General features: G+C 67.9%; 14 protein-coding genes. 4 read left to right on the top strand and 10 right to left on the bottom strand.

Translation table 11 applies throughout. The features are described from left to right. Positions 1 to 28: 28 nt before the first annotated feature. From AC1DYI_RS12795 to AC1DYI_RS12770, 6 genes are all read right to left on the bottom strand, one after another. On the bottom strand, positions 29 to 601 hold the full coding sequence (locus AC1DYI_RS12795) for a cold shock domain-containing protein (RefSeq protein ID WP_477204494.1): 573 nt from the start codon (positions 599 to 601) through the stop codon (positions 29 to 31). A 90-nt stretch (positions 602 to 691) separates the two neighbouring features. Beyond that, positions 692 to 1,825, bottom strand: a complete 1,134-nt coding sequence (locus AC1DYI_RS12790) for an acyl-CoA dehydrogenase family protein (protein ID WP_477204493.1) — start codon at positions 1,823 to 1,825, stop codon at positions 692 to 694. Between the two features lie 110 nt (positions 1,826 to 1,935). Further along, entirely contained in the window at positions 1,936 to 3,138 is a 1,203-nt protein-coding gene (locus AC1DYI_RS12785) for an acyl-CoA dehydrogenase family protein (RefSeq protein WP_477204492.1), read from the bottom strand. Positions 3,139 to 3,285: 147 nt separating this feature from the next. Continuing rightward, positions 3,286 to 3,762 (bottom strand): hypothetical protein, encoded by a 477-nt coding sequence (locus tag AC1DYI_RS12780; RefSeq protein ID WP_477204491.1) that lies wholly within the window; start codon positions 3,760 to 3,762, stop codon positions 3,286 to 3,288. Positions 3,763 to 3,827: 65 nt separating this feature from the next. Continuing rightward, positions 3,828 to 4,499: a retropepsin-like aspartic protease family protein gene (locus AC1DYI_RS12775; RefSeq protein WP_477204490.1), complete on the bottom strand. Its 672-nt coding sequence runs from the start codon at positions 4,497 to 4,499 to the stop codon at positions 3,828 to 3,830. A 5-nt stretch (positions 4,500 to 4,504) separates the two neighbouring features. Then, positions 4,505 to 5,005, bottom strand: a complete 501-nt coding sequence (locus tag AC1DYI_RS12770) for a YajQ family cyclic di-GMP-binding protein (protein ID WP_477204489.1) — start codon at positions 5,003 to 5,005, stop codon at positions 4,505 to 4,507. Between the two features lie 119 nt (positions 5,006 to 5,124). On the opposite strand from AC1DYI_RS12770, the gene murB reads away from it, so the two are divergent. Next, positions 5,125 to 6,162: a UDP-N-acetylmuramate dehydrogenase gene (gene murB, locus AC1DYI_RS12765; RefSeq protein WP_477204488.1), complete on the top strand. Its 1,038-nt coding sequence runs from the start codon at positions 5,125 to 5,127 to the stop codon at positions 6,160 to 6,162. A gap of 46 nt (positions 6,163 to 6,208) precedes the next feature. Here the strand turns inward: murB and AC1DYI_RS12760 are convergent, their stop codons facing one another. From AC1DYI_RS12760 to AC1DYI_RS12750, 3 genes are all read right to left on the bottom strand, one after another. After that, positions 6,209 to 8,536: an ATP-binding protein gene (locus tag AC1DYI_RS12760; RefSeq protein ID WP_477204487.1), complete on the bottom strand. Its 2,328-nt coding sequence runs from the start codon at positions 8,534 to 8,536 to the stop codon at positions 6,209 to 6,211. Positions 8,537 to 8,605: 69 nt separating this feature from the next. After that, the gene (locus tag AC1DYI_RS12755; protein ID WP_477204486.1) at positions 8,606 to 9,136 is read right to left on the bottom strand and encodes a putative pterin-binding protein; all 531 of its coding nucleotides are present in this window, start codon (positions 9,134 to 9,136) and stop codon (positions 8,606 to 8,608) included. 62 nt (positions 9,137 to 9,198) lie between these two features. Next, positions 9,199 to 9,738, bottom strand: a complete 540-nt coding sequence (locus tag AC1DYI_RS12750) for a 3'-5' exonuclease (RefSeq protein WP_477204485.1) — start codon at positions 9,736 to 9,738, stop codon at positions 9,199 to 9,201. Between the two features lie 243 nt (positions 9,739 to 9,981). Here AC1DYI_RS12750 and AC1DYI_RS12745 point away from each other — a divergent pair, with 243 nt between their 5' ends. From AC1DYI_RS12745 to AC1DYI_RS12735, 3 genes are all read left to right on the top strand, one after another. After that, positions 9,982 to 11,676 carry a long-chain fatty acid--CoA ligase gene (locus AC1DYI_RS12745; protein ID WP_477204484.1) on the top strand — a complete coding sequence of 565 codons (1,695 nt, stop codon included), beginning with the start codon at positions 9,982 to 9,984 and terminating at the stop codon, positions 11,674 to 11,676. Positions 11,677 to 11,857: 181 nt separating this feature from the next. Beyond that, positions 11,858 to 13,570, top strand: a complete 1,713-nt coding sequence (locus AC1DYI_RS12740) for a choice-of-anchor Q domain-containing protein (protein WP_477204483.1) — start codon at positions 11,858 to 11,860, stop codon at positions 13,568 to 13,570. A 101-nt stretch (positions 13,571 to 13,671) separates the two neighbouring features. Then, positions 13,672 to 15,012 (top strand): hypothetical protein, encoded by a 1,341-nt coding sequence (locus tag AC1DYI_RS12735; protein WP_477204482.1) that lies wholly within the window; start codon positions 13,672 to 13,674, stop codon positions 15,010 to 15,012. 75 nt (positions 15,013 to 15,087) lie between these two features. Here AC1DYI_RS12735 and AC1DYI_RS12730 read toward each other — a convergent pair. Continuing rightward, a partial coding sequence (locus tag AC1DYI_RS12730) for a glutaminase (RefSeq protein WP_477204481.1) occupies positions 15,088 to 15,303 on the bottom strand: 216 nt, incomplete at its 5' end.

The raw sequence follows: 15,303 nt of genomic DNA, 5'->3' as shown, positions 1-15,303 counted from the left end.
GGGCTGACCCTGCGTTGTGCAGTCCGGGCTACCTCGCGAACGGACTCGTGCACCACTGCTGCTCGCAGGGTGTGCCGTCATGATTGCCGTCCATCTTCACGCCTGGACAGTGGGCGAGGAACCACTTGGCCTCCGCGCACGAGGTCATCTCCGAACAGTACACACGCCCGTCGCATCGGGCGTCCGGCGGAGCATCAGGCGCCTGGCTGTTGGTCGACTCAGCGGACGACGGATTCGTGAGGGTCAGTCGGCGCGAGCTGTTCACGAAGTGTCTGTAGGCATACAAGCCCAGCGCGAAAAGCACCACCATCACCACCAATGAGCCAGCCCAGCTGCGTCGGTGTCTGCTTGGTCCCGTTGTCGACCGACTGGCTTTCGGCGCTTGCGCGCCAATCGCCGTCCGTACGACCCGCACCGCCTGAGGCTTTCCGTCTTTGCCGCGTCCAAGTTCGTACTGCAGCGACTCGCCTGCAGTGGGGCGAGTGCCGTCGTTTGGAAAGGCACTGATGTGGACGAACAGTTCTCGTCCGCCGTGCGTCGGGGCAATGAAGCCGAACCCCCGATCGTCGTGCCAAGTGCGCAGAATGCCAGTGAGGGGCATGGGCAGTTAGTTTGACAGCTGCCGCCGAACGGGGTTGCCTCAACCAGGTGCCGCCATCACCGACAGCGTTCTTCGGGGAACCTCTGGCCGTCAGGCCAGTGCACCTGCGGTGTCCTGCATGCGGGCTGACACCTCGCCCAGGTGGTGCAGTGTGTCGCCGAACTGCATTTCGATCATCGTCAAGCGCTTGAAGTAGTGGCTGCCGATGTACTCGTCGGTGACGCCGATGCCGCCGTGCAGCTGGATGCATTGCTGGCCGACGAAGCGGAYGGAGTTGCCGATCTGCACCTTGGCCTGGGCGATGGCCTGGCGGCGGCGCGGCTCGGGGTCGTTCAGGCGTAGCGTCGCGTAATAGCTCATCGAGCGCGCGAGCTCGAGCTGCATCTTCACGTCGGCAATGCGGTGACGCAGCGCCTGGAAGCTGGACAGCGTCGCATTGAACTGCTTGCGCGTGTTCATGTAGTCGACAGTCAGTGCGACCAGCTTGTCCATCACGCCGACGGACTCGGCGCAGAGGGCGGCGATGCCGATGTCGACACCGGCCTGCAGGGCGGACAGCCCATCCGTGGTGATCAGGCGGGCAGGGGTGTCGGCCAGCGTCAGCTCGGCGGCGCGCGCACCGTCTTGCGTCGGATAGCCGCGCACGGTGACGCCAGCGGCGCCGCGCTCGACCAGGAACAGCGCGATGCCGGTGTCGTCATCATCGGCGCCGCCGAGGTTGGCCGGCACGATGAAGGCATCGGCCTCGTCGCCCGCCGGCACGATGCTCTTCACGCCTGTCAGGCGATAGGCATCGCCAGCGGCGGACGCGCGGGTGGCGACTCGGTCAAGGTGGTAGCGCGCTCCGCGCTCCTGGTGCGCCAGCACGACCAGCGCGGACGCATCGGCCACCTTCGGCAACCATTCGGCCTGCAGCGCTTCGGGCGCGTGGGCCAGCAATGCGGGCGCGATCAGCGCGCCTTGCGCCAGTGGGGCGTTGACCAGGCCGCGGCCCAGCTCTTCCATCACGACCATCGCTTCGACCGGGCCGAAACCCATGCCGCCGTGCGTGTCGGGCACCGCGAGCGCAGTCAGGCCCAGCTCGGCGAGTTCGCTGTAGACGTCGCGCGTCGCGCCGCCGGCCTTGGCGATGCCGTGCCGGCGTTCAAACGAGAACCCCTTGTCGACCCAGCGGGCCACTGCGTCGCGCAGCGAGACCTGGTCGTCGGAAAAATCAAAGTCCATGACGTTGTCCTCTCGTCAATCTGACTGGAGCCCCTTCCCGCTTGGAGGGAAGGGGCTGGGGAAGGGAGCGGAATGCAAAAGGCATTGACTCGCAGCGGTTCTGGGTGCGTTCACGCGCCCAGAACTGTCTGCGAGACAATGTTKCGYTGCACTTCGTTSSWGCCGCCRTAGATCGTCGTCTTGCGGAAGTTGAAGAAGGTGCTGGCCAGCGGTGCGCAGTGCGCGGCGCCGCCGGGCCATGCACCACCCAACGCCTGGTCGCCTTGCCAACCCGCCTCCATCGCTTCGAGCATGAACGGCACCGCGAACGGGCCGGCGGCCTGCATCATCAGCTCGGTGTAGCGCTGCTGGATCTCGCTGCCGCGGATCTTCAGCAGGCCGGCGATGTCCAGGCTTTGCTTGCCGCTCTTTTCGGCCGACAGCACCCGCAGCACCAGCATCTCGAGCGCGACGACGTCGACTTCGAGCAGCGCGATCTGGTCGCGGAAGCGCGCATCGTCGTAGATGCCTTCGGTTTTCGCGATGCGCTTCAAGCGCTCCAGCTCGCGCTTGGCGCGGTTGACGTCGGCGATGTTGGTGCGCTCGTGCGCGAGCAGATGCTTGGCGTAGGTCCAGCCCTTGTTCTCTTCGCCGATAAGGTTCTCGGCCGGTACCTCGACGTTGTCGAAGAAGACCTCGTTCACCTCGTGCTCGCCGTCGAGCATGATGATCGGCCGCACCGTGACGCCGGGCGACTTCATGTCGATCAGCAGGAAGCTGATGCCGGTCTGCGGTTTGCCTTCGGTGCTGGTGCGCACGAGGCAGAAGATCCACTCGCCGTACTGCCCCAGCGTGGTCCAGGTCTTCTGGCCGTTGACGATGTACTTGTCGCCCTGGCGTTCGGCACGGGTCTTGACCGAAGCGAGGTCAGAGCCCGAGCCCGGTTCCGAATAGCCCTGGCTCCACCAGACCTCGCCCGAGGCGATGCCGGGCAGGAAGCGCTTTTGTTGCTCGGGCGAGCCGAAGGCCATGATGACCGGCGCGACCATCACTGGGCCGAAGGGCACGATGCGCGGGCCGCCGGCCAAGGCGCATTCTTCTTCGAACAGGTGCTTTTGCACCGCGTTCCAGCCCGGGCCGCCGAACTGCTTGGGCCAGCCATAGCCCAGCCAGCCCTTGGCGCCGAGGATCTTGGCCCAGCGCTGGATGTCGTCGCGCGACAGGCGCAGCGAATTGAGCACCTTGTGGCTCAGGTCGGCGGGCAGGTTGGTGCGCACCCAGTCGCGCACTTCGTGGCGGAACGCCTGTTCTTCCGGCGTGAGGTTCAGGTCCATCGCGGCTTGTCTCCAGAGGGCGAAAGCAATCGGCGGCGGCACCACGTCGCTGCGCGACACGAGCCTACGCCCAGCACGGGTTCTAGCACGATCGTGCTATTTCCCCTTGTCCCTCTGGCGACAAATCCCCTCAGGCGGGGCGACCGGTCACTCGACCCGTTTGACCTTGGCCGTGCGGTTGGACTTCTCGAACTCCAGGTAGAACACCCCCAGCGCTCCACGCCGGATCGTGACCTTGGGGTTGGTGACGCTCATTGCGGCGTTGCTGTCGTCCGCAATCTGCCAGACCTGGCCGTTGGCCAGCTTGATGCGGTCCTTCGGGCCCCAGCCGTCGAAACGGCCTTCGATGCTGCTGTCGATCGAGTCGATCAGCGAGCGTGCGGCCTTGGCCTCCAGGCCGAACTTGGCCGGATCTGGTGCAGTCGGCGCCGCGGCCGGCGTGGCCGCGGTCGCCGCAGTGGCGGCTGCGGCTGGCGTCGCCGCGGTGGGCAGCGGCAGCGCGTCGTAGCAGGCCAGGCGCTTGGCGGCGTCGGTGATGGCGCGGCAAGCTTGCAGGGTGGGGGCGTTCTGGGCGAAGGCAGGGCCGGCGGCGAGCGCCAGCGCCAACAGGGCAAGGGATCTCATCGGCATTCGGGGGGCTGAAGCGGTCGAAGCCGCGACGGTACCCCAGTCGCAGCCAGCCGATGCAGCTACGGCTTCTTTTCGAGCCGCATCGTGTCGCCTTCGCGCCGCATGTTGAAGCGCGACAGGAAGTTGTTGCCCAGCAGGATGTAGGGCATGTTGGCCTGCACCACGCCGGCGCTGAGGTTGTAGACCTCGACGTCGCCGATACGTACCGAGTTCAGGTTCACCTCGTAGATCGGCACGTTGCCGCCGGCGGTGTTGGCCATGCCGCGGCGGCCATTGTCGAAGCGCAGGCCCAGGCGCTGCGCGTCGGCCACGCCCATCGCGATCACCGTTGCACCGGTGTCGACCATGAAGTTGGCGCTCTTGCCGTTGATCGAGCCGTTGGCCATGAAGTGGCCGCCCGGGCCCGCCGGCAGCACGATTTCGCCGCCGCCACCACCCCCGCCGCCGCCACCGCCCAGGCTGACCGGCGAGGCGCCCAGCCGCACCGAGAAGGGCTTGCCGCCGATCAGCACGACAGCCTCGTCGGTACCGATGCTGCGCAGCGTGACGCCGCTGACCGTCTGGCCGACCGCCACGGTGCGCATCTGGCCGTCGATGACCAGGATGGCTTTCGAGCTGCCCAGCGTGCCCGACAGCAGCACGCTTTGGGCGGCTGCCGGCGCAGCCAGCCAGGGCGCGAGAGCCAGGGTCGTCAGGCTCAGCGCGAGGCGGCGGCGGGGCAGGTGGGGCATGGAGGTCAGTCGCGGAAGTTGTTGAAGGACAGCGGCACATCGGCCACGTCCTTGCGCAGCAAGGCCATCGCGGCCTGGAGATCGTCCCGCTTGGCGCCGGTGACACGCACCGCGTCGCCCTGGATGGCGGCCTGCACTTTMATCTTGCTTTGCTTGATCAGCGATTGGATCTTCTTCGCGGTCTCGCTGTCGATGCCGGCCTTCACGGGAACCACGAGTTTGAGCTTGTCGCCGCCCAGCTTTTCGGGCTTGGTCGTCAGGTCGAGGAAGCGCACGTCGACGTTGCGTTTGCTGAGCTTGGCCAGCAGCACGTCTTTGACCTGGCTCAACTGGAAGTCGCTGTCGCCGAACAGCGTCAGCGTCTTGTCCTTGCCTTTGTCGGCCAGCTCGATCCGGGCGTCCGAGCCCTTGAAGTCGAAGCGGGTGCCGATTTCCTTGTTGGCTTGTTCGGTGGCATTGCGCAATTCCACCAGGTTGGGTTCGAGAACGGTGTCGAAGCTGGGCATGGTTGGCGTGGGGGAAAACTGAGGCGGAGGAAGGCCAGATAGCCGGGCGGGTCGGTGAACTGCGGCGGCCTTTGTGGCCGGCGCGGTGGTGGCACAGGCCGATCGGCGAAAATTCTGCCATGCAGGACCCTTCCACGGCGATCACCGTCGAGCATGATGCGCCTTTGCGCCAGCACAACACCTTCGGCCTGCCGGCCACGGCGCGGCGGCTGGTGCGCATCACCAGCGATGCAGACGTGCGCAAGGTGCTGGCCCACCCCGAGCTGGGCCGGGCGCCGAAGTTCGTGCTGGGCGGCGGCAGCAACGTCATCCTGACGCGCGACATGCCGGAGCTGGTGCTGAAGGTCGAGGTCAGCGGCATGCGCTGCGTGGCCGAAACCGACCGAGCCGTGATCGTCGAGGCCGGCGCCGGCGAGCGCTGGCACGACCTGGTCGCCTTCACGCTGGACCAGGGCTGGCCCGGGCTCGAGAACATGGCGCTGATCCCCGGCACCGTGGGCGCGGCGCCGGTGCAGAACATCGGCGCCTACGGGCTGGAGCTGCAGGACCGCTTCGAATCGCTGGACACGGTCGATCTGGTGACCGGCCGCACGGTGACGCTGAACGCCGCGCAGTGCAAGTTCGGCTACCGCGACAGCCTGTTCAAGCATGYGCTGGCGGGCAAGAGCGTGATCACCCGCATTCGCCTGCGCCTGCCCAAGCCCTGGCAGCCGGTGCTGGGTTACCTGGACCTGGAACGCAAGATGACCGAGACGGGCAACCACGCGCCCGACGCCCGCACGGTCTTCGACTGGGTCTGCGCGATCCGGCGCTCGAAGCTGCCGGACCCGGCCGAGATCGGCAACGTCGGCAGTTTCTTCAAGAACCCGCTGGTCACGGCCGAGCAGTGCCGCGACATCATTGCCCGCGACCCGCACGTGGTGCACTACCCGATGGACGACGGCCAGTTCAAGCTCGCTGCCGGCTGGCTGATCGACGCCTGCGGCTGGAAGGGCAAGGCGATCGGCCACGCCGGTGTCTACGAGAAGCAGGCGCTGGTGTTGGTCAACAAGGGCGGGGCCATCGGCTCCGAAGTCGTCACGCTGGCCAGGGCGATCCAGGAAAGCGTCTATGGCCGCTTCGGCATCCGGTTGGAGCCGGAACCGCTGATCGTCTAAGGCGCGCTGCGCCGGGCGCCGGGCGCCGGGCGGCGGGGGAAGGGCGTCAGTCGATGAAGCCGATGCGCCGGCACAGCTTCTCGGCCGTGGCCCAGGCCCGGCGCAACGCGCCGCCGGCCGCTTCGGCGTCTTCCATGGTCCACGGCGCGCTGCGGAGTTCGATCGCCTCGGCCTGGGCGGCCAAGGCCTGGAAGCCGAGCAATTGCGCCGCTCCTTTGAAGCGGTGCGCGAGTGCCGGCAGCTCCTGGTCCAGCCGCGCCAGGCCGGCCACCAGGCTCGCGTAGATCTGGTTGTCGTCGGCGAAGAAGCTGGTCACCAGCGGGCGCACGCCGGCCGGCGTCAACAGCCCGCAGAGTTCGCCGAAGCTGGTCACGTCCAAGGGCGGCAGCGGGCGCGATGGTGCGGTGGGCGCAGTGGGTGTGCGGGGCGCTTTCTCAGCCGGAGCTGGCGAGGGCGCCGGCGGGACCACCGCTGGCGGCGGTGCGCCCCCTTCGCCGAACAGGTCCAGCAGCAGCGCGTCGAGCTCGGGCACCATGAAGGGCTTGGTCAGGTGGCCGTCGACGCCGGCTTCGTGCATGCGCTCGCGGGTGGTCTCGAAGGCATCGGCCGTGACGGCGACGATCTTCACCTCGCCCAGCGGGGCCGGCTTGGCGCGCAGCGCCCGTGTCGCGCTGAGGCCGTCCATCACCGGCATGTGCACATCCATCAGCACCAGGTCGGGCAGGGCACGTTCGGCCTCGGCGACCGCGGCGGCGCCGTTGTCGGCAAAGCGCACCTTGTGGCCGGCGCGTTCGAGCAGCGTGCCGACGTACTGGCGGTTGATCGAGTGGTCTTCTGCGACCAGCACGTCCAGCGGGCGCGGCAGGTGCCGGGCCTCTTTCGCCGGCGCCGCGTCCGACGGCGCGGCCGGGCCGGGCAGCCCGGTCAGCACCGACAAGGGCAGTTCGAGGCTGAATTCGCTGCCCTGGTGGGGCCGGCTGTCGACATGGATGTCGCCGCCCATCAGCCGCGCCAGGCCGCGCGAGATTTCCAGCCCGAGGCCGGTGCCGCCGTGGGCGCGGGTGACGCTGGCATCGGCCTGCATGAAGCGCTCGAACAGATGGCCGCGGGTCTCGGCGTCGATGCCGATACCGGTGTCGCGCACCTGGAAGGCCAACCATTGCTGGCCGGGCAGCGCCGCCCTCGCGCCGGGTCGGGCCGTGACCGGCTCCACCCGCAGCGCCACCTCGCCCGTATCGGTGAACTTGATCGCGTTGGACAGCAGGTTGAAAAGCACCTGCTTGAGCCGCGTGCCGTCGGCCACCACTGCGCTTGGGGTGCCGGGCTCGATCTGCACCGTCAACGCCAGGCCTTTGGCTTCGGCTGCCGGCGCCATCACCGTCTGCACCGCCTGGATCAGCGCGGCGAGGTCGACCGGCGCCAGGTGCAGGCTGAGCCGGCCATGCTCCAGCCGCGAGACGTCGAGGATGTCGTTCAGCAGCGCCAGCAGGTGCTCGGTCGATTCGCGGGCAGTGCGCAGCGAGCGGCGCTGGGCATCGTCGAGCCGGCTGTCGTCGAGCAGGCTCAGCATGCCGAGCACGCCATTAAAGGGCGTGCGCAGCTCATGGCTCATGTTGGCCAGGAAAACGCTCTTGCTCTCGTTGGCCACCTCGGCTGCGGCTCGGGCCGTGTCCAGCCCCTGGGCGAGTTCGGCCAGCTCAGCCTGCCGGCGCGAGGCCGCGCGCAGCTGTTGCATCAGCAGCAAGGCGAAGCCGATGGTGGCCAGCGCCTGCAGCAGCGTCAGGGCCAGGGTCGTGCGCTGGTGTTCGTGCAGCGCGCGGTCCCGCTGCTCGCCGCGCCGCACGGTCATCTGGCTGGACATCAGCGACAGGCCGTGCACCGGCATCGTCAGCTCGTCCAGGTCAGTCTGCAAGCTGGCCACGTCGGCCGGTGTCAGCGGCGTGCTGACCTCGTCGGACAGCAAGGGATCGGCCCGGTGCACAAAGGCATTCAAGCGCCCCAGCGTTGCCAGGTGCTGCGGCGTGCTGGGCAGTTCGGCATGCACCTGCTGCGGGTCGACCAGCGTGATGCGGCTGACGAACAGCTCGTAGCGCTCACGCAGGCGCGCGGCCAGCTCGGGTGGTGCTGGCCGGTCGGTGGGCAGCGCATGCAAGGCGTCCTGCAGCGCGTGGAATTCGGCTTCGAGCTGGAAGAAGCTCCAGGTGATGTTGTTGTCGGCCAGGGTCGCGGCCTGCCCGATCAGGCCGTCCAGCCGGGCTTGCAGCCAGGCCGTGCCCAGCAGCATGCCGATCAGCACCGTGCCGACGCCCCAGACCAGGCGGCGCGCGGCCCATCGCCGCCAGCGGGCGAACAGGCCGGGTTGGGGGTCACTCATGGCGAGCTTCGATGGCCCTCGGCTCGCAGCACTCACCGGTGCGCGCCCTTATGGGCCGTCGGGCAGGGTTCACGGCTGCACGATCAGGCTGCGCAGTTGCCAGGCCGCGCGGGCGTAGTAGCGGTCCGAGCGCAGTTTCGCGTCGCTGTCGAAAGGGTAGACGATGAACAGCGGGCCCTTGTCGCGCACCCGCATCGGCTCGCCGTTCTGCAGCCGGGCCAGCACCACGTCGAACTGCATCGTGTCGTCGCTGGGGATTTCGCAGCGGTAATCGTTCAGCGCGACCGCGACCAGCAGCTTGCCGCTGGCGCCGGCCTGCACCAGCACATCGCGCAACAGCGGGCCGGTGAAGGTCTGTGCCCCCTGGTGCCAGGGGGTGTGGGTGACGAGCTGGCGCTGAGGCAGCGCGGCCAGCATGTCGAGGTCGAAGTCGGCCCGACTGGGGGCGTTGGTGCGGCTGACCTGGCCACTGATCGACAAGACGACCTTGCCCTGCGGCGGGGCCAGCGGCGGTGGCGCCCCGGCGTCGGCGGCGCGGGTGGCTCCGCAGGCCAGCAGACCCACCAGGCATTGACGGCGGCTCAACAAAGGGTGGCGCATGGCATGGACGAAATGGAAAAAGCGATGCGGCAGACCCGCATCCATCGATGATCCGAAGAATTCTAGGCGGCGCGCGGGGGCGATTGCGGCGGTGCGGCGCAGGGCGGGGCGTTGTCGCCCGCGTGCAGGCTGCTCAGCGCCTTTTGCAGCACGCGGGCATCGTTGCTCGCGCGGTGGCGGTCGATGCGCAGGCCCGCCCGGGCCCGGGCACAGGCGGCATCCCAGCGCTCGATCTGTTGTTCGCTCAACAGCTCACGCAGATGGCGCAGGCGAAAGGCCGGCGTCAATTCGGCGCTGTCGTACAGGCGGGCAAGCCAGGCGTAATCGTGAGCCCAGTTGTCGCAGTAGACGCTGCAGCCGCCGAGGTGTTCGTTCAGCAGGGAGGCCACTTCGCCAGCGGGCCGGCCGTGGCGCAGCAGCAGCTCGCGCGTCAGGCCATGCAGGCGCTCGGCGCTGCAGTCCCAGTGGGTCCAGTCTTCCCCTGGGCGGACCAGCGTGCAGCGCGCATAGCCATCGGGCAGCACGAAGCCGACCTCGATCGGGTAGCTGCCGCGGCCGAAGCCCGAGGCCTCGATGTCGATCACGCAAGGCAGGGTCGTCATCGTTGATGGCAGTGCGTTCGCTCAAGGAAACGAAGGGAATCTCGGTGCGCTCAGGAATGCAGGACTGGTCCGTCCGAATGTAGCGCTGGCGCGCCTTGGCGGCGAGTCTTTTGTCGCCAGTGCGACAGGGGTCACTCGGGTGCTCCCGATGGCGTGCCTGGGCCAGCCGGGCTATACCGGTGCATCGCTGCGCCATCATCGGCGCCTGTTCATGCTGCCCGCCCCTTGTTGGACCTGCCCACCATGACCCCTGCCCATCGCCCGCACCTGAAGCACTGGCCGCGCCGCTTGCCGCTGGAGCTGACCGTGCCCGAGACCACGCTGTGGTTCAACCTCGAGGTCACGGCCGCGCGCTACCCGAACAAGGTCGTCACATGGTTCCTGGGCCAGCCGATGCGTTATGCCGAGCTGAAAGCCCAGGCCGAGACGCTGGCCGGCTGGCTGCAGGCGCAAGGGGTGCGCAAGGGCGATCGCGTCGCGCTGTACCTGCAGAACTGCCCGCAGTACGTGGTCGCGTTCTATGCGGTGATGCGCGCCGATGCGGTGGTGGTGCCGGTGAACCCGATGAACCGGGTCGAAGAATTCGGCCACTACATCACCGACCCCGAGACCAAGGTGGTGATCTGTGCCGCCGACCTGGCCGGCATCGTGGCCGAGGCCGATGCCCGGCTGCCCGAGGCGCAGCGCCTGAAAGCGATGCTGGTGACGCGCTATGCCGACACGCTGCCTGCCACCTTTGACCTGGCCTTGACGCCGCAGCCGGCGATCGAGCAATGGCTGCGCGCCGACCCGCCGCTGCCTGTGGGCGCCACGCGCTGGGCCGATGCGCTCGGTGCCCGCCTGGCACCTGCCGGCCCGCCGACCGCCACGGTCGATGACATGGTGCTGCTGCCCTACACCTCGGGCACCACCGGCCTGCCCAAGGGCTGCATGCACACCCACCGCACGCTGTTGCCGAATGCGGTGGGCGGGGCGCTCTGGGGTTACGCGACCGCAGAGTCGATCAGCCTTGCGGTGGTGCCGATGTTCCACATCACCGGGATGATGTACGGCGTGATCGGCTCGGTGATGACCGGCGTGACGATGGTGCTGCTGCCGCGTTGGGACCGCGAGCTCGCCGGCCGGCTGATCTCGCACTACCGGGTCACGCACTGGACCTGCATCCCGACGATGATCATCGACCTGTTCGGCAGCCCGAACTACAAGAGCTTCGACCTGTCGAGCCTGATCTACCTCTCAGGCGGCGGCGCGGCGATGCCCGAGGCGGTGGCGCAGCGCCTGCTCGACGAATTCGGCCTCGCATTCGCCGAGGGCTATGGCCTGACCGAGACCGCGGCGCCGAGCCACGCCAACCCGCCCGAACGCGCGAAGCTGCAGTGCCTGGGCATGCCGATCTTTGGCGTCGACTCGATGGTGGTCGACCCCGAGACGCTGGAAGAGCTGCCCGCCGGCGAGGTCGGCGAGATCATCACCAGCGGCCCGATGGTCTTCAAGGGCTACTGGAAGCACCCCGACGCGACCGAGGCCGCGTTCGTCGAGAAGGGCGGCCGCCCCTACTTCCGCACCGGTGACTTGGGCCGCATGGACGAAGACGGCTACTTCTTCCTGACCGACCGGCTCAAACGCATGATCAACGCCAGCGGCTACAAGGTCTGGCCGTCCGAGGTCGAGCTGCTGCTGTACGGCCACCCGGCGGTCGCCGAGGCCTGCGTGATCGCCGCGAAGGACGCCTACCGCGGCGAGACGGTCAAAGCCATCATCGTGCTGCGAGCTGAGGCCAAGGGCAAGGTCAGCGAGCAGGACGTGATCGACTGGGCCCGCGACCACATGGCGATCTACAAGGTGCCGCGCATCGTGCAGTTCGCCGACACGCTGCCCAAGTCGGGCTCGGGCAAGGTGATGTGGCGGCTGCTGCAGGAGGCGGAGGCCAAAGCCTGAACCTTCTGGTTTCTCCGGTACTTTGGTGCGCTCACCACCTGGGAGAAAACGTTTACACCCTGATACCGCGGCCGGCGCGCGGCAGGCCTAGCATGCGAGCCCGGCCATAACGGCCCATTGGGGATGACTCATGYAGGTGTCGAGTGTTTGGCGTCGGGCGTCGGCCCGTGGTGCCTCTGTCGTGCTGCGCGGCCTGGCCGCGGCATTCGTGATGGTGTCGACCGCGATGGCCGCCGCCCCGCGGGTCGTCTTCACCGATGTGCCCAGTGGCCCGGTCAGCGGCGGTGAAGGCAACCAAGGCGCCTACCTGTCGATCTTCGGCCGCAACTTCGGCAGCCCCGACGGGCTGGGTACGCGCACCAAGGTCACCATCGGCGGCGTCGAGGTGGCCAACTACCGCAGCCTCGGCCCCTCGCAGGTGGCCGATCGATTAGGCCTGCAGCAATTGACTGTGCAGGTGGGTGCACTCACCGGCAAAGCCGCCGGGCAGGCGTGGCCGGTGCGCGTGCTCGTGGACGGCGTGRCCAGCAATGTCGACGTGACCTTCACCCCCAACCCCGGCCGCGTTCTTTTCGTGGCCCTGAGCGGCAATGACGCCACCGCGGCCGCCAACGACATCAACCACCCCTGGCGCCATTTGCAGGACAACGCCGGCGGTGCCTATGGCGCGCTGCGTGCCGGCGACCAGGTGGTGCTGCGCGGTGGCACCTGGCAAGACACGCTGGGCATCGACGGCACCTGGCTGCGCTTTGGCAACGACCCGAGCAAGAAGGGCTCAGCGCCCACCGGCGCCGCGGGCACCGGCTGGATCCACTTCACGCGCTACCCGGGCCCGATCGGCGCCAACGCACCTGAAGACGTTCACTACGTGACGCCGGCCAACCAGCGTGGCGGCATCCAGGGCCCCTGGTCGGCCATCCGCGGTGTCTCCGGCGAGTACATCGCGATCTCGAACCTGCGCATCGAGGTGGACGCGACCGCCAAGAGCGACGCCGCGCCGATCAACCTGCAGTACAGCGCCGGCCCGTGGCAGATCACGAACAACGAGATCGGCCCCTGGCCCTCGACGCTGGCGGCGCCGAACAACGCCAAGGCCGCCGGCATCAGTGGCGAAGGCCTCGGCGTGGTGATCCGCGGCAACCACATCCACGACATCGCTTGCGCGAAAGGCCGGCCGACCAACCCGCTGGAGAACCACGGCATCTACATCGACGACGACGGCCGCTACGACATCGGCTTCAACGTCTTCGAGCGCATCACCGGTGGCAACGGGCTGCAGATCTACACCAACGGCGGTTTCTCGCAGGTGACCAACAACGTCAGCTTCCACCACAACGTCGTCGACGGTGTCGGCAAGCACGGCATCAACCTGGCCGACGGCAGCGGCAGCAATATCCGCGTGTTCGACAACCTGGTGCTCAACACCCAGTACTCCGGCCTGCGCATCAACAGCGTCGACCTGAAGGGCGCCAAGGTCTACAACAACACCTTCTTCAACACCAGCCTGAAGGGGGCGTCGGACTTCTACGGCACGCTGTCGAACGACTGGGGGCTGAAGGCCGGCTCGGTCGACTTCGTCAACAACATCCTGCGGCCGGCGCCAGGCACGCGGTACACCGGTGGCTCGGTGGGCTTTGGTGGCACAGAAGGCAGCTGGAGCAACGACCTGTGGTTCGGCGGTATGGAGGGCGTGCCCGACTTTGCGCAGGCCCCCGTGGCGGCGGACCCGAAGTTCGTCGCAGCCGGCAGCGACTTCCACCTTCACGCCGGCAGCCCGGCCATCAACGCCGGCAGCGGCGCGGTCTCGGCGCTGGTCAAGGACGACCTGGAATCACGCCGCCGGCCGAAGCTGGGCGCCTATGACATCGGGGCGTACGAAGCGCTGGTGCCCTGAGCAGCGCCGCCGCTGTAAGGGGCGCCCGCTAAGATCCGCCCCACCACCGCGCAGACGGTCCCCATGTCGAGGGGCTGCAGACGCATTTGAGGGAGGGTGATATGGAATTGGTGTCTTGGCGCGCACTTCTGTGCGCTGCGCGCGCGTTCGTCGTGGTGGCTGTTGCCGCCGCTGGCCTGTCCGCCTGTGATGGGCCGACGCACCCGCCGCCGCGGATGGAGCTGACAGTCACCTCCACCGATGCGCCAGCAGCCGTCCGCGGCGAGGATTCGCACTTCCTGATCACGGTCACCAACCCCTCCTCGCACGAGGTGAGGGATGTCGAGTTCCTGGAGTTCACGGACGACGCCAAGACGGGCTTCCGCTCGGCGACCTGCAGCGCCCGGGGTGGCGCTACTTGCCCGGACTTGACGCCGGGCCCATGGACCACGCCGGTGATGCCTGCAGGCAGCTCGCTTACCTTCGACGTGGCGGTGGCTGTCTACTACACCGTGACTTCGACTTTCGAGAATGGCTTTATCGTCCAGTCGTCGCGCCGTCTTGACAGCGTGAGCGCCACGGGCCATGGCGCCGTGGTGGCTGATGCGCGCTCCGGCACCTATCGCATCTACGGCAGCGGAGGTGGTCTTTCGAACGCCACGCTGGAGATGATGGGCAACACCTTGACGCTGGACGATGGCGAAACCTCACCCATCCACAAGCTGGACGATGGCAGCTATTTGTCGTCGAACGGCGTCCGGTTCGGCACAGGGCTCGACGTGTTGATAGGCCAGATCGATGCCAATGGCGGGCCGGAGCCCTTCATCGCTGCCCGTCGATTCGTTACCGCCGCGGCAGAGCTCGACGGGCTCTCGTTCAACATGTTCGCGAGTGACTTCGCCGGTGGAGGTGCTCGCCAGACGCGCGCTTTCGCGGCACGGTTCGAGGGAAATACGTTGACGACGTGTGCCGACTCGCTTCTCTCTACAGAGAACTGCCCCGCCGCGTCGCTGCGCCACTACGACCTGACCGTCGTCGACGGCATCTTCACCGGGGTCGACGCGATCCACGGCGACAGCCAGACGTTCCAGGTCGCGAAGTCCGGCAGCTCGCTCGTCTTCCTTCGCGCCGACACAAGCCCCGACTTCCATGGCCTGCAGGTGGGCATCGCGGTCCAGGGTCGGGCGGAGGAACTCGGCGCCTTCGGGACCAACACGAGGGGTGATTGGGGCTGGGCACGAATATCGGCCGCCAACTATCTCGCGAACTGGACAACAGCGAACTCGGCAACCGTGGACGAATCCGCCTCGATGTTGCCGGTACCTGGTGCGAACCCCGGCCTGTCGCAGGGACAAAGATCGAGTGACGGCGTGACGATCTACGCGGCGTTCGATACGGCGCTGGCCGTGGTCATTGCCAACGGCGAACTGCAGCTCTTTTCTGAGTTGCCGCCGCAGCCTTGACGGCGGTGTCGGCGCGCCCTCGCGCCCCACCGGCACGCCCGAGTTTGCGCAGGCTGCGGCGCTTTGGGCCACACCTCAGAACAACGACTGCCCCGTCAGCGTCGTGAAGCGCTCCAGCGCGTGGCTGCCGGCCAGTGAGTTGCCCGAGGGTTCGAGCTCGGGCGACCAGACGCAGACGCCGAGCCGGCCCGGGATGTGGCCGACGATGCCGCCGCCGACGCCGCTCTTGCAGGGGATGCCGACGCGGTAGGCGAAGTCGCCCGCCGCGTCGTAGGTGCCGCAGGTCAGCAT

Source organism: Ideonella sp. P3_A4, from assembly GCF_056403075.1.
Note: the sequence above shows the minus strand (reverse complement) of the source record. Positions and strands in the feature narration are given on the sequence as shown.